This is a genomic window from Micromonospora sp. NPDC051300 (assembly GCF_044455315.1).
Taxonomy (GTDB): domain Bacteria; phylum Actinomycetota; class Actinomycetes; order Mycobacteriales; family Micromonosporaceae; genus Micromonospora; species Micromonospora robiginosa.
In genome coordinates, this window is sequence record NZ_JBITEP010000028.1 from 47,695 (window position 1) to 66,622 (window position 18,928).

19 protein-coding genes are annotated in these 18,928 nt (G+C 73.0%); 3 read left to right on the top strand and 16 right to left on the bottom strand.

Annotated elements, in window-relative coordinates:
- Positions 1-17: 17 nt before the first annotated feature.
- The 7 genes from ACIA5A_RS25070 to pyrR form a co-directional block, all read right to left on the bottom strand.
- Positions 18-1,292 (bottom strand): adenosylmethionine--8-amino-7-oxononanoate transaminase, encoded by a 1,275-nt coding sequence (locus tag ACIA5A_RS25070; protein ID WP_396766834.1) that lies wholly within the window; start codon positions 1,290-1,292, stop codon positions 18-20.
- Positions 1,293-1,443: 151 nt separating this feature from the next.
- Positions 1,444-2,460, bottom strand: a complete 1,017-nt coding sequence (locus ACIA5A_RS25075) for a quinone-dependent dihydroorotate dehydrogenase (protein WP_396766836.1) — start codon at positions 2,458-2,460, stop codon at positions 1,444-1,446.
- A 70-nt stretch (positions 2,461-2,530) separates the two neighbouring features.
- Positions 2,531-5,878, bottom strand: a complete 3,348-nt coding sequence (carB, locus tag ACIA5A_RS25080) for a carbamoyl-phosphate synthase large subunit (RefSeq protein ID WP_396766840.1) — start codon at positions 5,876-5,878, stop codon at positions 2,531-2,533.
- On the bottom strand, positions 5,871-6,995 hold the full coding sequence (gene carA, locus ACIA5A_RS25085; RefSeq protein WP_396766842.1) for a glutamine-hydrolyzing carbamoyl-phosphate synthase small subunit: 1,125 nt from the start codon (positions 6,993-6,995) through the stop codon (positions 5,871-5,873). The genes carB and carA overlap by 8 nt, the downstream gene beginning before the upstream one ends.
- A gap of 17 nt (positions 6,996-7,012) precedes the next feature.
- Entirely contained in the window at positions 7,013-8,290 is a 1,278-nt protein-coding gene (locus tag ACIA5A_RS25090) for a dihydroorotase (RefSeq protein WP_396766844.1), read from the bottom strand.
- Positions 8,287-9,213 carry an aspartate carbamoyltransferase catalytic subunit gene (locus ACIA5A_RS25095; RefSeq protein ID WP_396766846.1) on the bottom strand — a complete coding sequence of 309 codons (927 nt, stop codon included), beginning with the start codon at positions 9,211-9,213 and terminating at the stop codon, positions 8,287-8,289. Before ACIA5A_RS25095 ends, ACIA5A_RS25090 begins: the two co-directional genes overlap by 4 nt.
- A complete protein-coding gene (gene pyrR, locus ACIA5A_RS25100; RefSeq protein ID WP_396766848.1) occupies positions 9,210-9,794 on the bottom strand; it encodes a bifunctional pyr operon transcriptional regulator/uracil phosphoribosyltransferase PyrR in 585 nt (194 codons plus the stop codon). Before pyrR ends, ACIA5A_RS25095 begins: the two co-directional genes overlap by 4 nt.
- Before the next feature lie 286 nt (positions 9,795-10,080).
- Here pyrR and ACIA5A_RS25105 point away from each other — a divergent pair, with 286 nt between their 5' ends.
- Entirely contained in the window at positions 10,081-10,569 is a 489-nt protein-coding gene (locus ACIA5A_RS25105) for a transcriptional regulator (protein WP_013285505.1), read from the top strand.
- Positions 10,570-10,630: 61 nt separating this feature from the next.
- On the opposite strand, the gene nusB is transcribed toward ACIA5A_RS25105, so the two are convergent.
- The 4 genes from nusB to aroB are packed head-to-tail and all read right to left on the bottom strand — an operon-like array spanning position 10,631 to position 13,186.
- Positions 10,631-11,041, bottom strand: a complete 411-nt coding sequence (gene nusB, locus ACIA5A_RS25110; RefSeq protein WP_181572759.1) for a transcription antitermination factor NusB — start codon at positions 11,039-11,041, stop codon at positions 10,631-10,633.
- Positions 11,042-11,064: 23 nt separating this feature from the next.
- Complete coding sequence (efp, locus tag ACIA5A_RS25115) at positions 11,065-11,622, bottom strand: elongation factor P (RefSeq protein WP_091067144.1); 558 nt, start codon at positions 11,620-11,622, stop codon at positions 11,065-11,067.
- Between the two features lie 41 nt (positions 11,623-11,663).
- Positions 11,664-12,113, bottom strand: coding sequence for a type II 3-dehydroquinate dehydratase (aroQ, locus tag ACIA5A_RS25120; protein ID WP_396766850.1), 450 nt, complete (start codon positions 12,111-12,113; stop codon positions 11,664-11,666).
- Positions 12,110-13,186, bottom strand: coding sequence for a 3-dehydroquinate synthase (gene aroB, locus ACIA5A_RS25125; protein ID WP_396766852.1), 1,077 nt, complete (start codon positions 13,184-13,186; stop codon positions 12,110-12,112). Before aroB ends, aroQ begins: the two co-directional genes overlap by 4 nt.
- Before the next feature lie 91 nt (positions 13,187-13,277).
- Here aroB and ACIA5A_RS25130 point away from each other — a divergent pair, with 91 nt between their 5' ends.
- Complete coding sequence (locus ACIA5A_RS25130; protein WP_396766854.1) at positions 13,278-13,778, top strand: DUF2243 domain-containing protein; 501 nt, start codon at positions 13,278-13,280, stop codon at positions 13,776-13,778.
- Positions 13,775-14,563, top strand: coding sequence for a cytochrome c oxidase assembly protein (locus ACIA5A_RS25135; RefSeq protein ID WP_396766856.1), 789 nt, complete (start codon positions 13,775-13,777; stop codon positions 14,561-14,563). Before ACIA5A_RS25130 ends, ACIA5A_RS25135 begins: the two co-directional genes overlap by 4 nt.
- Here the strand turns inward: ACIA5A_RS25135 and ACIA5A_RS25140 are convergent.
- From ACIA5A_RS25140 to ruvX, 5 genes are all read right to left on the bottom strand, one after another.
- Positions 14,553-15,062 (bottom strand): shikimate kinase, encoded by a 510-nt coding sequence (locus tag ACIA5A_RS25140; protein WP_396766861.1) that lies wholly within the window; start codon positions 15,060-15,062, stop codon positions 14,553-14,555. The two genes, ACIA5A_RS25135 and ACIA5A_RS25140, sit on opposite strands and share 11 nt — an antisense overlap.
- Positions 15,059-16,237, bottom strand: a complete 1,179-nt coding sequence (gene aroC, locus ACIA5A_RS25145; protein ID WP_396766863.1) for a chorismate synthase — start codon at positions 16,235-16,237, stop codon at positions 15,059-15,061. The genes ACIA5A_RS25140 and aroC overlap by 4 nt, the downstream gene beginning before the upstream one ends.
- Before the next feature lie 165 nt (positions 16,238-16,402).
- The gene (locus ACIA5A_RS25150; RefSeq protein WP_396766865.1) at positions 16,403-17,215 is read right to left on the bottom strand and encodes a shikimate dehydrogenase; all 813 of its coding nucleotides are present in this window, start codon (positions 17,213-17,215) and stop codon (positions 16,403-16,405) included.
- Entirely contained in the window at positions 17,215-18,417 is a 1,203-nt protein-coding gene (gene mltG, locus ACIA5A_RS25155; RefSeq protein ID WP_396766867.1) for an endolytic transglycosylase MltG, read from the bottom strand. Before mltG ends, ACIA5A_RS25150 begins: the two co-directional genes overlap by 1 nt.
- Positions 18,401-18,874: a Holliday junction resolvase RuvX gene (gene ruvX / locus ACIA5A_RS25160; RefSeq protein WP_396766869.1), complete on the bottom strand. Its 474-nt coding sequence runs from the start codon at positions 18,872-18,874 to the stop codon at positions 18,401-18,403. Before ruvX ends, mltG begins: the two co-directional genes overlap by 17 nt.
- Between the last annotated feature and the right edge of the window lie 54 nt (positions 18,875-18,928).

Sequence of the window (18,928 nt, forward strand, 5' to 3'; positions counted from 1 at the left end):
CCGCGTCACGACCGGACTCAGCCGGCCTTGGCCGCCGCCGCCACGCCGGCCGCGATCCGGGCCACGTCCGCGGCGTCGCAGACGTACGGCGGCATGGTGTAGACGAGGTCCCGGAACGGGCGCAGCCACACCCCCTCGGCCACCGCGGCGGCCGTGGCGGCCGGCAGGTCCACCTCGTGGTCCAGTTGCACCACGCCGATCGCGCCGAGCACCCGCACGTCGGCCACCCCGGGCACGCCGCGCAGCGGCGCCAGGCCGGCCCGCAGCCCGTCGGCGATCCCCGCCACCCGCCCGGCCCAGTCCCCGGCCCGCAGCAGGCCCAGGGAAGCGTTCGCGACCGCGCACGCCAGCGGGTTGCCCATGAACGTCGGCCCGTGCGCCAGCACCCCGTCGGCCGAGATCGCGCCGGCCACCCGCGGCGTGCAGAGCGCCGCGGCCAGCGTCAGGTAGCCACCCGTGAGCGCCTTGCCGACGCAGAGCACGTCGGGCGTGACGCCGGCGTGCTCGGCGGCGAACATCCGCCCGGTCCGGCCGAAGCCGGTGGCGATCTCGTCGAAGACCAGCAGGATGCCGTGCGCCGCGGTCACCTCGCGCAGCACCCGAAGGTAGTGCGGGTGGTGGAAGCGCATCCCGCCGGCGCCCTGGACCACCGGTTCGACGATCACCGCCGCCAGTTCGTCGGCGTGCCGTTCGACCGCGTCCACGAGCGCCGCCTCGTACGCCGGGTCCGGCGGGGCGTCGAAGCCGGCGGGCGGCAAGGGCGCGAAGACCTGCCGGGGCAGCACGTCGCCCCAGAGGTGGTGCATGCCGCCCTCCGGGTCGCAGACGCTCATCGGGTGGAACGTGTCGCCGTGGTAGCCGCCCCGCCAGGTGCCCAGGCGGCGACGCTCCGGGCGCCCCACGGCGCGCTGGTACTGCAGGCACATCTTCACCGCGACCTCGACGCTCACCGAGCCGGAGTCGGCCAGGAAGACGTGCTCCAGGCCGTCCGGGGCCAGCTCGACCAGGGTGGCGGCCAGGCGCGCGGCCGGCTCGTGGGTGAGCCCGCCGAACATCACGTGGCTCATCCGGCCGAGCTGGTCGGTCACCGCGGCGTCCAGCACCGGGTGCCGGTAGCCGTGGATGGCCGCCCACCACGACGACATGCCGTCGACCAGCTCCCGACCGTCCGCCAGCCGCAGCCGTACCCCGGCGGCGCTGTCGACCACGAGCGGCGGGCTGCCCGACGGCATCGCCGCATAGGGATGCCAGACATGCCGCCGGTCCACGGCGAGGATCTCCTCAGGCGTCACGGCTCCTCCTTCCCTCCTTCCCCCTCCCCCCGCGATCTTGCAGTTTCGGCCCGCCGCCTGCCCGGTTCGGGCGGTATGCCGGGGCCGCAACTGCAAGATCGCGCGACGGCGCTGGGGTGGGGTGGGGTGGGGTGGGTGGGGTGGGTGGGTTTTAGCGGGGTGGGGTGCGGGTGGTGATGGCTCGGGTGAGGGACGGGCCGCGGTAGATGAAGCCGGTGTAGAGCTGCACCAGGGCGGCGCCGGCGTCGAACATCCGGGTCGCGTCGTCGGGGTCGAGGATGCCGCCGACGCCGATCACCGGCAGCCGACCCCCGGTCTCCCGGTGCACGAACGCGACCAGTTCCCGGGACCGGGCGGTCAACGGCCGCCCGGACAGGCCGCCGGCCTCGGCGCCGCGCGCCCGGTCGGCCGGGGCGAGCCCGTCGCGGCCGAGCGTGGTGTTGGTGGCGATGACGCCTGCCGCGCCCCGGTCCAGGCAGACCTCCAGCAGCTCGGCCACGGCCGCGTCGGTGAGGTCCGGGGCGATCTTCACCAGCACCGGCTTCTCCCCCACCAGCGCGGCGAGCAGCGCGTCCAGGTGCGAGCGGTCCTGAAGCGACCGCAGGCCCGGGGTGTTCGGCGAGGACACGTTCACCGCGAAGTAGTCGCCGTGCCCCCTGAGCGCGCGGTAGGAGGCCAGGTAGTCCTCGACCGCCTCGTCCAGCGGCGTCACCTTGGACTTGCCCAGCGAGATGCCCAGCGGCACACCGAGCGGGCGGGGCAGCGCCGACAGCCGGGCCGCGAGCGCCTCGGCGCCGGCGTTGTTGAAGCCCATCCGGTTGACCACGGCCTCGCTGTCGCGCAGCCGGAACAGCCGGGGCCGGGGGTTGCCCGGCTGGGCGTGCGCGGTGACGGTGCCGACCTCGACGAAGCCGAAGCCCAGCGCCGGCCAGGCCGGCAGCGCCACGCCGTTCTTGTCCATCCCGGCCGCCAGCCCGACCGGGTTCGGGAACCGCACCCCGAACACCTCGCGCGGCGCGGCCCGGAAGTACGCGCGACGCAGCGCCGCCAACGCCGCCGGACGCCGCGACAGCCCGGCGAGTCGCGCCAGGGTCCACTCGTGCGCCGCCTCCGCGTCGCCGCCCCCCAGCGCGAACAGCCGGGGCCGCACCACCCTCTCGAAGATCACCGCGCGCCCCCCGACTCGATGATCATGAGGGTGGCGGCGACATCCGCCACCCTCATGGCCCACGGGGTGGTCACTCGTTGGCCCGGAGGGCGGCGTGCAGGTCCTGGAGCGGGCGGACGCGGAGGTCGCCGTTGATGCGCGCCTCGATGCCCATCACCGCCGCCGCCGCGCCCGGGACCGTGGTGACGCACGGGATGTCCGCCGTCACGGCGGCGCTGCGGATCTCGTAGCCGTCCGAGCGGGCGCTCGCCCCGGAGCCCTGCGGCGTGTTCACCACGAGCGCCACGTCGCCGCCGAGGATCAGCGACACCGCGTCCGCGCCCTCGCCCGACTCGTAGTGCTTGCGGATCTGCTCGCAGGCGATGCCGTGCCGGCGCAGCACCTCCGCCGTGCCGGTGGTGGCGACGATCTGGAAGCCCAGGTCGGCCAGGCGCTTGATCGGGAAGATCATGCCGCGCTTGTCCCGGTTCGCTACCGAGACGAAGATCTTCCCGGCGGTGGGCAGCGACCCGTACGCGGCGGCCTGCGACTTCGCGAACGCCTGACCGAAGCCGGTGTCGATGCCCATCACCTCGCCGGTGGAGCGCATCTCCGGGCCGAGCAGCACGTCGATGCCCTTGCCCGACGGGGTGCGGAACCGCTTGAACGGCAGCACCGCCTCCTTGACCGCGATCGGCGCGTCCGGCGGCATGGTGCCGCCGTCCCCGGTCGGCGGCAGCATCCCCTCGGCGCGCAGCTCGGCGATCGTGGCGCCCAGCGCGATCCGGGCCGCCGCCTTGGCCAGCGGCACCGCGGTCGCCTTGGAGACGAACGGGACGGTCCGGGAGGCGCGCGGGTTGGCCTCCAGCACGTAGAGCGTGTCGCCCTGCAACGCGTACTGCACGTTGAGCAGGCCGCGTACCCCGACGCCCCGGGCGATCTCCTCGGTGTAGCGGCGCACCTGGGTGAGGTGGGAGCCGGCCAGCGTGATCGGCGGCAGCGCGCAGGACGAGTCGCCGGAGTGGATGCCGGCCTCCTCGATGTGCTCCATCACGCCGCCCAGGTAGACGTCGCCGTCCGCGTCCACGAGCGCGTCCACGTCGATCTCGATGGCGTCGTCGAGGAACCGGTCCACCAGCACCGGGTGGTCGGGCGAGATCTCGGTGGCCCGGCCGATGTAGTCGCGCAGCGTGGCGTCGTCGTAGACGATCTCCATGCCCCGGCCGCCGAGCACGTACGAGGGCCGGACCAGCACCGGGTAGCCGATCTCCTCGGCGATCGCCTTCGCCTCCTCGTACGAGGTGGCCATGCCGTGCGCGGGCGCGCGCAGCCCGGCCCGGGCCAGCACCGCGCCGAACGCGCCCCGCTCTTCGGCCAGGTGGATCGACTCCGGGGAGGTGCCCACCACCGGCACGCCGGCGTCCTTGAGCCGCTGGGCCAGGCCGAGCGGGGTCTGGCCGCCGAGCTGCACCACCACCCCGACCACGCCGGGACCGCCGGCCGCCCTGCCGGACGAGTCCTCGGCGTGCCACGCCTCCAGCACGTCCTCGAAGGTCAGCGGCTCGAAGTAGAGCCGGTCGGCGGTGTCGTAGTCGGTGGAGACGGTCTCCGGGTTGCAGTTGACCATCACCGTCTCGTAACCGACCTCCCGAAGGGCCTGCACCGCGTGCACGCACGAGTAGTCGAACTCGATGCCCTGCCCGATCCGGTTCGGCCCGGAGCCGAGGATGAGCACCTTCGGCCGGGCCGAGGGCGCCACCTCCGTCTCGGAGTCGTACGTCGAGTAGTGGTAGGGCGTGGTCGCCTCGAACTCGGCCGCGCAGGTGTCCACCGTCTTGTAGACCGGCCGGATGCCGAGACGGTGCCGCAGCGTGCGGACGCCGTCCTCGGCGGCCAGCTCGGGGCGCAGCGCGGCGAGCTGCCGGTCGGACAGGCCGGCCCGCTTGGCCCGGCGCAGCAGGCCGGCGTCGAGCACCGGCGCGTCGACGATCTCGTCGCGCAGCTCGATCAGCCCGGCGATCTGGTCCAGGAACCACGGGTCCATGCCGCCGGACGCCTCGGCCACCTCGGCGATCGACGCGCCGAGGCGCAGCGCCCGCTCGACGGTGTAGAGCCGGCCGTCGTGCGGCATCCGCAGCGCCGTGAGCGTGTTCTCCCTCGTGGCGCCCGCCGGGTCGGGGACGGTCCAGAAGCCGGCCGCTTTGGTCTCCATCGAGCGCATCGCCTTGTTCAGCGCCTCGGTGAAGTTGCGGCCCAGGCTCATCGCCTCGCCCACCGACTTCATCGTGGTGGTCAGCTCCGGGTCGGCGCCGGGGAACTTCTCGAACGCGAACCGGGGGATCTTCACCACCACGTAGTCGAGCGTCGGCTCGAACGCGGCGGGCGTCTTGAGCGTGATGTCGTTGGGGATCTCGTCGAGCGTGTAGCCGACCGCGAGCTTCGCGGCGATCTTGGCGATCGGGAAGCCGGTGGCCTTCGAGGCCAACGCCGAGGAGCGCGACACCCGGGGGTTCATCTCGATCACCACGATCCGGCCGTCGACCGGGTTGACCGCGAACTGGATGTTGCAGCCGCCGGTGTCCACCCCGACCTCGCGCAGCACCGCGATGCCCAGGTCCCGCAGGCGCTGGTACTCCCGGTCGGTGAGCGTCATGGCCGGGGCGACGGTCACGCTGTCGCCGGTGTGCACGCCCATCGGGTCGACGTTCTCGATCGAGCACACCACCACCACGTTGTCGTGGCGGTCGCGCATCAGCTCCAGCTCGTACTCCTTCCAGCCGAGCACGCTCTCCTCGATCAGCACCTCGTGCACCGGGCTGGCGGCCAGGCCGGAACCGGCGATGCGCTCCAGGTCGGCGTCGGTGTGCGCCATCCCGGAGCCCAGGCCGCCCATCGTGAACGACGGGCGGACGACCACCGGCAGGCCCAGCTCGGCGACCGTGTCGCGGACCTCGTCCATGGAGTGGCAGACCCGCGAGCGGGGGGTCAGCGTCGACGGGTCCTCGACACCCAGGCGTACGCCGGCCTGGGCCACGATGTCCTTGAAGAGCTGCCGGTCCTCGCCCCGGTTGATCGCCTCGATGTTGGCGCCGATCAGCTCGACCCCGTACTTCTCCAGCACGCCGGCGGAGTGCAGCGCCACCGCGGTGTTCAGCGCGGTCTGGCCGCCCAGGGTCGGCAGCAGCGCGTCCGGGCGCTCCTTGGCGATGACCAGCTCGACGAACTCGGGCGTGATCGGCTCGACGTACGTGGCGTCCGCGAACTCCGGGTCCGTCATGATCGTCGCCGGGTTGGAGTTGACCAGGCTGACCCGGATCCCCTCGCTGCGCAGTACCCGGCACGCCTGGGTGCCGGAGTAGTCGAACTCGCAGGCCTGTCCGATCACGATCGGCCCGGAGCCGATCACCAGCACGTGCTTCAGGTCGGTCCGCTTAGGCATTCTTGCCGCCTTCGATGAGCTCGGCGAAGCGGTCGAACAGGTAGTCCGCGTCGTGCGGGCCGGCCGCCGCCTCCGGGTGGTACTGGACGGTGAAGGCGGGCACGTCCTCGGCCCGCAGCCCCTCGACCACGTTGTCATTGAGGCACACATGGGAGACCCGGACCCCGCCGAAGTCGGTGTCGACCACCTGGTCGGGCACCACCGCGCCGGAGCGCACCCCGGGGACCTCCACGGCGAAGCCGTGGTTGTGGCTGGTCACCTCGACCTTGCCGGTGGCCCGGTCGAGCACCGGCTGGTTGATGCCGCGGTGGCCGTACCCGAGCTTGTAGGTGCCGAAGCCGAGCGCCCGGCCGAGGATCTGGCTGCCGAAGCAGATGCCGAACAGCGGGATCCGCCGGGTGAGCACCTCCCGCGCCAGGGCGACCGGTCCGTCGGCGGTCGCCGGGTCGCCCGGACCGGGCGAGAGGAAGACCGCGTCCGCGCCGGTGGCGAGCAGGTCGTCGATGGTCGAGCCGGCCGGCAGCACGTGGGTGGTGACCCCGCGGGCGGCGAGCCGGCGCGGCACGTTGCGCTTGATGCCCAGGTCCAGCGCGGCCACCGTGAACCGGTGCGCGCCCTGCGCCTCGACCACGTACGGCTTGGCGGTTGTCACCTCGGTGGACAGGTCCGCGCCGACCATGCCCGGCGAGGTGCGGACCCGCTCCAGCAGGGCGGCCGGGTCGTCGTCGACGCTGGAGACGCCGACCCGCATGGCGCCGCGCTCCCGCAGGTGCCGGGTGAGCGCCCGGGTGTCGATGCCGCTGATGCCGACCACACCCTCGGCGGCGAGCCGGTCCTCCAGCCCGCCGGTGGCGCGCCAGTTCGAGCCGATCCGGGCCGGGTCCCGCACCACGTACCCGGCCACCCAGATCCGGCCGGACTCGTCGTCCTCGCCGTTGACGCCGGTGTTGCCGATGTGCGGCGCGGTCTGCACCACCACCTGGCGGTGGTAGGAGGGGTCGGTGAGCGTCTCCTGGTAGCCGGTCATGCCGGTGTTGAAGACCGCCTCGCCGAAGGTCTCCCCGACGCTGCCGTACGCCTCGCCGTGGAACGTGCGCCCGTCCTCCAGGACGAGCATCGCTGAACGCCTGCGACTCACTTGGTTGCCTTTCCGTCCAGGACCGTCGGCTCGCCGCGCAGGAAGGTCGCCACGATGCGACCCGGCAGCGTCATGCGGGCGTACGGGGTGTTGCGACTGCGACTGGCCAGCTCGGCCGGCTCGATCACCCGGCGGGCGGCCGGGTCGACAAGGGTCAGGTTGGCCGGCACGCCGGGCGCCGGGTCGAGGCCGTGACCGGTCAGCCCGGCGATCCGGGCGGGCACGCGTGACATCCGCTCGGCGATCAGGTCCCACCGCGGGCCGAGCACGTCGAGCGCGACGGAGAGCGCGGTCTCCAGGCCGAGCATGCCCGGCCGGGCGTACGCCCACTCGCACTCCTTGTCCTCCACCGCGTGCGGCGCGTGGTCGGTGGCGATCACGTCGATCACGCCCTCGGCCAGCGCGGCCCGCAGCGCGTCGACGTCGGCGGCGGTGCGCAGCGGCGGGTTGACCTTGAAGACCGGGTCGTAGCTCTCGGCCCGCTGGTCGGTGAGCAGCAGGTGGTGCGGCGTCACCTCGGCGGTCACCCGCACGCCGCGCGCCTTGGCGTGGCGCAGCACCTCGACGCTGCCGGCGGTGGAGACGTGGCAGACGTGCAGCCGGCTGCCCACGTGCTCGGCCAGCAGCACGTCCCGGGCGATGATCGCCTCCTCGGCGACCGCCGGCCAGCCGGTCAGGCCGAGCCGCGTGGAGACCTCGCCCTCGTGCATCTGCGCGCCCTCGGTGAGCCGGGGCTCCTCGGCGTGCTGAGCGATCACCCCGTCGAACGCCTTGACGTACTCCAGCGCCCGGCGCATCAGCCGCGGGTCGGCGACGCAGTGCCCGTCGTCGGAGAAGATCCGCACCCGGGCCGCGGAGTCGGCCATCGCGCCCAGCTCGGCCAGGCGCTCGCCGGCCAGGCCGACGGTGACCGCGCCGATCGGCTGCACGTCGACCAGGCCGGCCTCCCGGCCGAGCCGCCACACCTGCTCGACCACGCCGGCGGTGTCCGCGACCGGCGAGGTGTTGGCCATCGCGCAGACCGCCGTGTAGCCGCCGAGCGCCGCCGCCCGGGAGCCGGACTCGACCGTCTCGGCGTCCTCCCGGCCGGGCTCGCGCAGGTGGGTGTGCAGGTCGACCAGGCCGGGCAGCGCGACCAGGCCGGTCGCGTCGATCACCGTGGCGTCGTCCGCACCCAGGCCGGCGCCGACCTCGGCGACCACGCCGTCGCGGATGAGCAGGTCGGTCGGCTCGCCGCCGACCGGGCTGACGTTCTTGACCAGGTACGCGGTCACCGGTTGCTCCCTCCGAGCAGCAGGTAGAGGACGGCCATCCGCACGGAGACCCCGTTGGCGACCTGTTCGACGATGGTGGAGCGGGACGAGTCGGCGACCTCGGGCGTGATCTCCATGCCCCGGTTCATCGGCCCGGGGTGCATGACGATCGCGTGCTCGGGCAGCCGCCGCATGCGCGGACCGTCCAGCCCGTAGCGGCGGGCGTACTCGCGGGCCGACGGGAAGTAGGAGTCGCTCATCCGTTCCCGCTGCACCCGCAGCATCATCACCACGTCCACGTCGGGAAGAACGGTGTCCAGGTCGTAGGAGACGTCGATGCCGGGGGCGAGCGCGGGCGAGATGTCGACCGGGATGAGCGTCGGCGGGCCGACCAGGGTGACCTTGGCGCCCAGCGTGCTCAGCAGCAGCACGTTGGAGCGGGCCACCCGGGAGTGCAGCACGTCGCCGACGATCGCCACGTGCAGGCCGGCGAGCCGGCCCAGCCGGGACCGCATGGTGTACGCGTCGAGCAGCGCCTGGGTGGGGTGCTCGTGGGTGCCGTCGCCGGCGTTGACCACCGACCCGTCCACCCAGTCGGCCAGCCGGTGCGGGGCGCCGGAGGCGGGATGCCGGACGACCACCGCGTCGGCGCCCATCGCCTGGAGGGTGAGCGCGGTGTCCTTCAGGCTCTCGCCCTTGGTCACGCTGGAACCCTTGGCGGAGAAGTTGATCACGTCGGCGCTCAGCCGCTTGGCGGCCGCCTCGAACGAGATCCGGGTGCGGGTCGAGTCCTCGTAGAAGAGGTTGACCACGGTCCGCCCGCGCAGCGCGGGCAGCTTCTTCACCTCCCGGCCGGCCACGGTGGCCATCTCGGCCGCGGTGTCCAGGACCAGGGTGGCGGTGTCGGCGTCCAGGTCGGCGCCGGAGAGCAGATGCCGGATCATGAGAGGTCGCCTCCGTACAGCCGTACCTCGTCGTCGCCGTCGGTCTCGGCGAGGGTGACCTTGACGTTCTCGGCCAGCGCGGTGGGGATGTTCTTGCCGACGTAGTCGGCGCGGATCGGCAGTTGGCGGTGGCCCCGGTCGACCAGGACCGCGAGCTGCACGGAAGCCGGGCGGCCGACGTCGCTGAGCGCGTCCAGCGCGGCCCGCACGGTGCGGCCGGAGAAGAGCACGTCGTCGACGAGCACGACCCGCCGGCCGTCGATGCCGCCCGGCGGCAGGTCGGTCGGGCCGACCGCGCGGGTGGCGTGCCGGCGCAGGTCGTCGCGGTAGAGCGTGATGTCGAGCACGCCGACCGGGACGGTCACGTCCTCGAACGTGCTGATCCGGGCCGCCAGGCGGCGGGCCAGCGGCACGCCCCGGGTGGGGATGCCGAGCAGCACGGTGTCGGCGGCGCCCTGGGTCTTCTCCAGGATCTGGTGGGCGATGCGGTCGACCACCCGCGAGACGTCGGCGGCGGCGAGGATCACCTTCACCGAGGGTTGTCGCGGCGGCGACGGATGGGCAGCCGGTGGGTAGGCCACGGCGGACCTCCTTCCCCGCCTCACGGGACGGGTCGTTAAAGGACGTCTATCGACTCCGGCGGGCCCGCGAGGGGCCCGGACCGGGGCTTCACGCCACGTTACCAGCGGTCACCGGGCCCACCGCCGCCGGTCCTGACCTGCAGGTCAGCCCGGAGAAATGCGGACAAGCCACACCGGCCTGCCGACCCTCCTTGACAACACCACTTGACCAGGTGTCTCAATCCCCGTACCGTCACGCTCCGTAGCGATAGCTGGGAGAACCCCGAGCAGCACTGGGAGTGTCCGAATGCCCTCTGAATACGCCAAGTCGCTGGGCGCCCGCCTGCGCTCCATCCGCCAGCAGCAGGGCCTGTCCCTGCAGGGGGTGGAGGAGAAGTCGAACGGGCGGTGGAAGGCCGTGGTGGTCGGCTCGTACGAGCGCGGCGACCGCGCCGTCACCGTGTCCCGCCTGGCGGAGCTGGCCGACTTCTACCGCGTTCCCGTCTCCGAGCTGCTGCCCGACGGCAGTGGGGTGCGTCACGAGCCCACCAGCAAGATCGTGCTGGACCTGGAGCGCCTCTACGACGAGGCCTCCGAGGACCTCGCGTACGTCGCCCGCTACGCCCGCGCCATCCAGCAGCAGCGCGGCGACTACAACGGCCGGGTGCTCTCCATCCGCGCCGACGACCTACGCGCCCTCGCGATCGTCTACGACGCCTCGCCGTCGGGCCTGATCGAGCGGCTCACCGAGCACGGTGTGCTGGTCGCCGACCCGCGCGCGTTCTTCGCCTCCTGACGCCCGCACGAAGGGCCCGTGCCGTTCGGCACGGGCCCTTCGTCGTTCCTGCCTGCGGGTCTCAGCGGCTGGCGTACTCGGCGATCCGGCCGAGAATGCCGTTGAGGAAGCGGGGCGAGTCGTCGGTCGACATCTGCCGGGCCAGCTCGACAGCCTCGCTGATCGCCACCGCGTCGTCGATCTCGTCGACGTAGAGCAGCTCGTACACGGCGATGCGGGCCAGGTTGCGGTCGACCACCGGCATCCGGTCCAGCGTCCACCCCTCGGCGTAGCTGGCGATCGTCTCGTCGATCCGGTCCAGGTGCGCCGCGACGCCCTCGACCAGCCCGACGGCGTAGCCGATGTGGTCCGGGCGGGGCTGCTCGATCCGCTCCAGGTAGCCGGCGAGCACCTCGACCGGCGGGCGGTCCCGCAGGTCGGCCTCGAAGAGCACGTCCAGCGCCCGCTTGCGCGCCTTGCGGCGCGCCGGCATCTGCTGCTTCGGACCCTCGGCCATCAGGCTCGGCCGAGGTAACGGCCGTCGCGGGTGTCGACCTTGATCTTCTCACCGGTGGTGATGAACAGCGGCACCTGCACGGTGGCGCCGGTCTCGACGGTGGCCGGCTTGTTGCCGCCGGTCGAGCGGTCGCCCTGCAGGCCCGGCTCGGTGTAGGTGACCTCCAGCACGACCGAGGTCGGCAGCTCGATGTAGAGCGGCACGCCCTCGTGGGTGGCGACGGTCGCCTCGGCCTCCGGCAGGAGGTAGTTGGCGGCCTCGCCGACGGTGCCGCCGAGCACGGTGATCTGGTCGAACGTCTCCAGATCCATGAAGACGTAGTCCTCGCCGTCGGCGTAGAGGTATTGCATCGTGCGCTTGTCCACGGTCGCGGTCTCGACCTTGGTGCCCGCGTTGAAGGTCTTGTCGACCACCTTGCCGGACAGCACGTTCTTCAGCGTGGTACGCACGAACGCACCACCCTTACCGGGCTTGACGTGCTGGAACTCGACGACGGCCCACAGCTCGCCGTCCAGGTTGAGTACCAGGCCGTTCTTCAGGTCGTTGGTGGAGGCCATTTCCTGCCTTGATCATCAATTGGCGGACGGACCTGTAAAGTCTACTCGCCGTGTCGAATCGGACTCGCACGCTGCGCCAGATGGCGCAGCGCCAGCCGGTAGCCGTCCACCCCGAGCCCGCAGATCACCCCGGTCGCCACCGCGGAGACCACCGAGTGGTGCCGGAACTCCTCCCGGGCGTGGATGTTGGAGATGTGCACCTCGACCAGCGGGGCGCGGAGCATGGCGCAGGCGTCCCGCACCGCGACCGAGTAGTGCGACCAGGCCGCCGGGTTGAGCACCACCGGTGCCGCCTCGTCCGCCGCCTCGTGCAGCCAGCCCAGCAGCTCGTGCTCGGCGTCGGTCTGCCGGACCACCACGTCCAGCCCCAGCTCCCGGCCAATCCGCTCGCAGTCGGCCACCAGGTCGGCGTAGCTGGTCACCCCGTAGACGTCGACCTGACGGGTGCCGAGCCGGCCCAGGTTCGGCCCGTTGAGCACGTACACCCTCACGCGCTGATCTCCCGGTACGCCTCGGCCAGCAACTCGTCCGGCGGCCCCTCCAGCATCGCCGGGCGGGCCAGGTCGTCCAGCACCACGAAGCGCAGCCGGCTCCCCCGGGTCTTCTTGTCCACCCGCATCGCGGCGAGCAGCTCCGGCCAGGCGTCCGCCCGGTAGCCGGTGGGCAGGTCGAGCGCGGCCAGCACGTCCCGGTGCCGCCGCGCGGTGGCGTCGTCCAGCCGGCCGGCGAGCCGCGCGAGGGTGGCCGCGTAGACCAGCCCCACCGCGACCGCGTGGCCGTGCCGCCAGCGGTAGCCCTCCGCCTTCTCGATCGCGTGGGCGAGCGTGTGACCGTAGTTGAGCACCTCGCGCACCCCGGACTCGCGCAGGTCACCGGCGACCACGCCGGCCTTTACCCGCACCGCCCGCTCGACCAGCTCGCGGAGCACCGGGCCGGCCGGATCCAGCGCGGCGGCCGGGTCCCGCTCGACCAGGTCGAGAATCACCGGATCGGCGATGAAGCCGCACTTGACCACCTCGGCCATCCCGGCGGCCAGGTCGGCCGGCGGCAGGCCGTCAAGCGTCGCCAGGTCGCAGAGCACGCCGGCCGGCGGGTGGAACGCGCCGACCAGGTTCTTGCCGGCCGCCGTGTTGATCCCGGTCTTGCCGCCGACGGCGGCGTCGACCATGCCCAGCAGCGAGGTCGCCACCGGCACCCAGCGCACCCCGCGCAGCCAGGTCGCGGCGACGAAACCGGCCAGGTCGGTGACCGCGCCGCCACCCACCCCCACCACCGCGTCGGTACGCGTGAAGCCAGCCTCGCCGAGCCGGTCCCAGCACGCGGCGGCCACGTCCACGTGCTTGCCCGCCTCGGCGTCCGGCACCTCCACCAGCAGCGGCGTCACGCCGTCCGCGCGGGCCCGCTCGGCGAGCCGTTCGGCAAGCGCCTTCAACGGCCGCGCAAACAGGTAGGCCACCCGCTCGGCCCCGGGCAGCAGCGCGGGCGGCGGATCGAGCAGGTCGCGTCCCACCAGCACGTCGTACGGCCGCCCGCCGCCGACCGGGATCCGGGTCACCTCGTCCATCGCCGGCAGCCTAGTCCAGCGCCCGGCCGTGGCGCGGCGACTGTCCACACCGTGGGTGTTTGTCCCGCCGGACCCCGGGTAGGGCGGCGGGATGAGCATCCGCCCTCCCGCCACGATCCTCGGCATCGGTCTCGGTGGCTTCGTCGACGGCATCGCGCTGCACCAGGTCCTCCAGTGGCACCACATGCTCAGCAGCACCGCCACCGATCGGGTGGGTATCCGGGACTACCCGGTCGACACCGTGCCGGGCCTGCAGATGAACACGCTGTGGGACGGCCTCTTCCACGTCGTCACCTGGGTGGCGGTGCTGACCGGGCTGGCGCTGCTCTACTCCCGGGTCACCCGGTCCCGCGGCCGGCTCTGGCGCTCGCCGATGCTCTGGGGCTGGGTGCTTGTCGGCTGGGGGCTGTTCAACCTGGTCGAGGGCATCGTCGACCACCACCTGCTCGGCATCCACCACGTCCGCTCCGGCCCGCACCAGACCTGGTGGGACCTCGGCTTCCTCGCCCTCGGCGTGGTCCTGGTGGTCGTCGGATGGGCGATCCAGCGGCGAGCCGGCGAGGTCGACCTGTGCGCGCCGGAGCCGCGGTGAGCCTGGCGCACGCCGGCCACGCCGCCGGTGGCTTTCCGGCGACCGCGCTCGTCCCGGCGGTGGCGTTCTGGGCCTACCTCGCCGCCGCGCTGCGGCTCCGGGATCCCGGCCGGCCGGGCTGGCCGCACGGCCGGACGGCGAGCTTCGGCCTGGGCGCGGCGCTGGTGGCGGCGGGGCTGCTCGCGCCCGGCGGCGACTTCGTCGGGCACATGTGGCAGCACCTGCTGATCGGCATGCTGGCGCCGCTCGCGCTGATCCTCGGCGCGCCGGTCACGCTGCTGCTGCGCACCCTGGACCGGCGCGCCGGCCGGCGGCTGGTCCACCTGCTGCGGCATCCGCTCGCGCGCGTGCTCGGCCACCCGGTGACCGGGCTGCTGCTCACCGCCGGCGGCCTGTGGCTGCTCTACCTGACCCCCCTCTACCGGGCCACGCTCGACAGTCCGGCGCTGCACACGGTGGTGCAGGCCCACTTCCTGCTCAGCGGCTGCCTGTTCGCCTGGTCGATCGCCGGGCCGGACCCCGGCCCGCACCGCCCCCGGGTGCCGGTGCGGCTTGTGGTGCTCGGTGTCGGGGTGGCCGCGCACGCCACGATCGCCCAACTGCTCTACGCCGGGGCGCTTGCCGACGTGCCGGCGACCGGCGCCGAGCTGCGGGCCGGCGCCACACTGATGTACTACCTCGGCGACCTGGCCGAGATCGCCCTCGCGCTCACGCTGCTCGCCACCTGGCGCCCGGAGCGCCCGGCCCGCCGCCCGGCCGCCGGGCGCACGCCGGTCAGGGCTTGAGCAGGGCGGCGATCTCGGTGGCCAACTCCTGAGGCGGGCGGCCGTCGGTGGCCACCGTGGCGGTGGCCACCTCCCCGTAGAGCGGGCGGCGCTGGTCCAGCAGGAACTTGAGCGTGGCCCGGGGGTTCAACGCCAGCAGCGGCCGACCGGCGCCCAACCCCACCCGCTTGATCGCGTCGGGCAGCTCCACCGACAGATGCACCACCGTGTGACCGATCAGCGCGGCCCGGTTCTCCTCGGCGAGCACCGCGCCGCCGCCGAGCGCGAGCACCCCGCCGTGCGAGGCCAGCGCCGCCGCCACCGCGGCCCGCTCCAGCGTACGGAAATGGTCCTCGCCCTCGTCGACGAAGATCTCCGGGATCGGCTTGCCGGCCATCCGCTCGATGTCGGTGTCGGTGTCCCGGAAGTCCACACCGAGCGCGTCGGCGAGGGCCGTGCCCACCGTGGTCTTACCGGAGCCGGGCGCCCCGACCAGCACGCAGACCGGCCGGGTGCTCATGAGATCACCAGGTTGTCGAGGTAGCTCGTCAGGTTGCGGCGCATCTCGGCGACCGAGTCGCCGCCGAGCTTCTCCACCGCCGCCTCGGCCAGCACCAGCGCCACCATGGCCTCGGCGACCACGGCCGCGGCCGGCACCGCGCACACGTCGGAACGCTGGTTGATCGCGGTCGCCGGCTCGCCGGTGGTGACGTCGATCGTGGCGAGCGCCCGGTTGAGCGACGAGATCGGCTTCATCGCCGCCCGTACCCGCAGCGGCTCGCCGGTGGTGATGCCGCCCTCCAGGCCACCGGCCCGGTCGGTGACCCGACGCACCCCGGTGGCGGTGGGAATGATCTCGTCGTGCGCCTCGGAGCCACGGGAGCGCGCCTGCTGCCAGCCGTCGCCGATCTCGACGCCCTTGATCGCCTGGATGGACATCAGCGCGGTCGCGAGGCGGGCGTCGAGCTTGCGGTCCCACTGCACGTGACTGCCCAGGCCCGGCGGCACCCCGTACGCCAGCACCTCGACCACGCCACCGAGCGTGTCGGCGGCCTTCTTCGCGGCGTCGACCTCGGAGACCATCCGGGCGCTCGCCTCCGGGTCGAGACAGCGCAGCGGGTCGGCGTCGATCCGCGCCGCGTCCTCGGGGGTGGGTCGCAGCCCCGGCTTGGCGGCCACCGGGCCCAACTCCACCACGTGCGAGACGATCTCGACGCCGAGCGCCTGCCGGACCAGGGCCTTGGCGACCGTGCCGACGGCCACCCGGGCGGCGGTCTCGCGGGCGCTGGCCCGCTCCAGGATCGGCCGGGCGTCGGTGTGCCCGTACTTCTGCATGCCGGCCAGGTCGGCGTGGCCCGGGCGCGGGCGGGTCAGCGGCGCGTTACGGGCCTGACCGGCCAACTCGTCGGCGTCGACCGGGTCGGCGGCCATCACGGTGCGCCACTTCGGCCACTCGGAGTTGCCGACCCGGATCGCCACCGGGCTGCCCAACGTCACGCCGTGCCGGAGCCCGCCGATGACCTCGATCTCGTCCTGCTCGAACGCCATCCGGGCGCCCCGGCCGTAGCCGAGCCGGCGGCGGGCCAGCTCGACGCCGATCTCGGCGGTGGTCACCTCGATCCCGGCGGGCACCCCCTCCAGCATCGCGACGAGGGCGGGTCCGTGCGATTCACCTGCAGTCAGCCAGCGCAACACAGCGGACAGTCTGTCACGGCCACCTACCGTCGCGACGCGGTGGCGAGGCCGTCCCGCCCTGCGGACGGAAGCGTCCGCACTCCGGCCGCTGTCACGCCCCGCTCACCCGCGAGGTGTTAAGCGGGGCCCCCTCCTCTACCGAAGGCGTTAAGAAGGGGCCCTTCCTTACCGGCCCAGCGCGGCGCGCATCGCGGCGCGGGGCGCGGAGACGCCGGTGAACTGCTCGAACTGGCCGACCGCCTGGGCCAGCAGCAGGTCCAGGCCGGAGATCACCCGGCAGCCGGCGGCCAGCGCCCCGGCAGCCAGCGGGGTCGGCCACGGATCGTAGAGCGCGTCGAAGAACACCGTCTCCGGCCGCCAGTCGAAGTGCGCGGCGAGCGGGTCGGCGACGCCCTTCGGCACGGTGGAGATCACCAGGTCGGCCCGGGCGTGCGAGGGCGCGCCGTCCCACTCGGCGCCGGCCAGCGGCACACCGACCGCGGCCGCCACCGGACGCAGCTCGTCGATCGCCTCGGGCCGCCGGGCCACCACGGTCACCTCGGCCGCGCCGAACCGGGCCGCCGCCGCGATCGCCGCCCGGGCGGTGCCGCCTGAGCCGAGCACCGTGACCACCGCCCCGGCCACGCACCCAGCGCCGGTGAGCACCTCGACCATGCCTGTCACGTCGGTGTTGTCGGCGTACCAGGTGCCGTCGGGCCGGCGTACCAGCGTGTTGGCGGCGCCGACCGCGGCGGCGACCGGCGAGACCTCGTCGGCAAGCGCGAGCGCCGCCTCCTTGCCGGGCATGGTCACCGACAGCCCGGCCCACTCCGGGCCGAGGCCCGCGACCAGGCCGGGCAGCTCCTCCGCGCCGGCCTCGATCCGGGTGTACGACCAGCCGGTCAGGCCGGCCGCCGCGTAACCGGCGGAGTGGATCGCCGGGGAGAGCGAGTGGGCGATAGGCTTGCCGACCACCGCCGCGCGATGTGGGCCGGCCATCAGATGATCCCGGCCTCCCTGGCCTTCTGCTCGTTGCGCTGGTGCTCGGCGTAGGTCTCGGCGAACTCGGAGTGCCCCTGCCTGTCGATCGCCACGAAGAAGAGCCACTTGCCCGGCGGGGGATCCATCGCCCCTTCCAGAGCCTGCCTGCCCGGGTTGTTGATCGGCGTAGGCACCAGACCGCGCAGCTTACGGTTGTACGGGTTCTTCGGATTGTCCAGCTCGGCTGCGGTCATGTCCTTGGACGCCTTGGTCTTCTGCCCGGTCAGCTCCAGGTAGTAGTTGACCGTGACGTCCATCTCCAGGCATCCGCACGGGAAGTTGCCCTTGTAGACCCGGTTGTAGGCCACCTGGGCGACCTTGCCCAGGTCGTCCTTGTTGCCCGCCTCGGCCTGTGCCAGCGATGCGACGGTCAACGCCTCGTACGGGGTGATGCCGCCGCGTTCCGCCTGCACCCGGTCGGCGAACTTCATCTCACCGGTGACCGAGAGGAAGTTCTCCACCATCAGCTTGAGCACCGTCTCGGCGGTGGCCTTCGGCGGGATCTCGTAGGTGTCCGGGTACAGGAAGCCCTCGATCGAAGGCTTGACCGTCTTGCCGTCGGAGCGCTTGAACCACCAGTCCGGCACGCCCAGCGCCTCGGGGTCCTTCGCGGCCGCCTCGAAGTCCTTGACCGGAATCTTGGTCTTGTCGGAGAGCCGCTTGTAGACCGTCTTCGCGGTCAGCCCCTCCGGGATGGTGATCCCGTTGACGATCTTGTTCTTCAGGTCGAGCATCGCCGTGACCGCCGCGTCACCGCTCATCTGCTTGCGCAGCTTGTAGGTGCCCGGCTGGATGTTCTTGCTGCGGGCGTTCTCCTCCGCCGCCTCGATGAACGCCTTGGTGCTCTTCACCACGTCGGCGGCGACCAGCGCGTCGGCCATGTCGGCGATCAGCGCGCCCTGCTTGATCTCGACGATCGCCTCGCCGGTGCCGGAGCCGTCGTAGTCGGGAGTGACGAAGTAGTTCTGGACCCGGTCGAAGCCGTAGTAGGCGCCGCCACCGATGCCGCCGAGCAGGACCAGCGCGAGCGCGAGAGCGAGGAGGGTCTTGCCCCGGTTGCCGCCGGACTTGCCCTGCCGCCGGCGCACCGCGCCGCGACGGTGCCGCCCCTTCTCCCCCCTGTCCTGCTCGTCGAACCCCAGATCAAGATCGTCGATCATCCGTCCGCCTCCGCTGTGCGTCCAGCCAGCTCTGCAGAATCTCCACCGCGGCGGCCTGGTCGACCACCGCTCGTTGACGCTTTCCCCGGACGCCCCGTTCGGCCAGCCTACGACTCGCGACGACGGTCGACATCCTCTCGTCCGTCAGCGTCACCGGAATCGGCCCCATTACATCGGCCAAACGGGTGGCATAGGCCGATACGTTCGCCGCTGCAGGGCCGTGTTTTCCGGCGAGGTTGACCGGCAGCCCCACGACGATCCCGACCGCCTCGTGCTCTGCCGCCAGCCGGACCAGCTCCGCCATGTCGGTGGGCACCGCGTCCGGCTCGGCGGTCAGGTCCCGCGCCAGGGTGACCAGCGGAGTGGCCAGGATGCCGTGCGGGTCGGACCGGGACACGCCCACCCGGACCTGGCCGACGTCGACCCCCAACCGGACGCCGTGGGTCAGCTCAACCATCTACCGGACACCTTCCGCCGGGTACGGGCCGGGGCGGACCCGGCGGCCCGCCCC

Coding starts and splice junctions, on each gene's coding strand:
- nusB (WP_181572759.1), bottom strand. CDS start 11,041: ATGCCGGCGCGCCGCAAGGCGCGCAAGCGGGCGCTGGACGTGCTCTTC.
- ACIA5A_RS25150 (WP_396766865.1), bottom strand. CDS start 17,215: ATGGCCGGCCCACATCGCGCGGCGGTGGTCGGCAAGCCTATCGCCCAC.
- ACIA5A_RS25130 (WP_396766854.1), top strand. CDS start 13,278: ATGAGCATCCGCCCTCCCGCCACGATCCTCGGCATCGGTCTCGGTGGC.
- ruvX (WP_396766869.1), bottom strand. CDS start 18,874: ATGGTTGAGCTGACCCACGGCGTCCGGTTGGGGGTCGACGTCGGCCAG.
- efp (WP_091067144.1), bottom strand. CDS start 11,622: ATGGCCTCCACCAACGACCTGAAGAACGGCCTGGTACTCAACCTGGAC.
- mltG (WP_396766867.1), bottom strand. CDS start 18,417: ATGATCGACGATCTTGATCTGGGGTTCGACGAGCAGGACAGGGGGGAG.
- ACIA5A_RS25105 (WP_013285505.1), top strand. CDS start 10,081: ATGCCCTCTGAATACGCCAAGTCGCTGGGCGCCCGCCTGCGCTCCATC.
- ACIA5A_RS25095 (WP_396766846.1), bottom strand. CDS start 9,213: ATGATCCGGCATCTGCTCTCCGGCGCCGACCTGGACGCCGACACCGCC.
- ACIA5A_RS25140 (WP_396766861.1), bottom strand. CDS start 15,062: ATGAGCACCCGGCCGGTCTGCGTGCTGGTCGGGGCGCCCGGCTCCGGT.
- aroB (WP_396766852.1), bottom strand. CDS start 13,186: ATGGACGAGGTGACCCGGATCCCGGTCGGCGGCGGGCGGCCGTACGAC.
- carA (WP_396766842.1), bottom strand. CDS start 6,995: ATGCTCGTCCTGGAGGACGGGCGCACGTTCCACGGCGAGGCGTACGGC.
- carB (WP_396766840.1), bottom strand. CDS start 5,878: ATGCCTAAGCGGACCGACCTGAAGCACGTGCTGGTGATCGGCTCCGGG.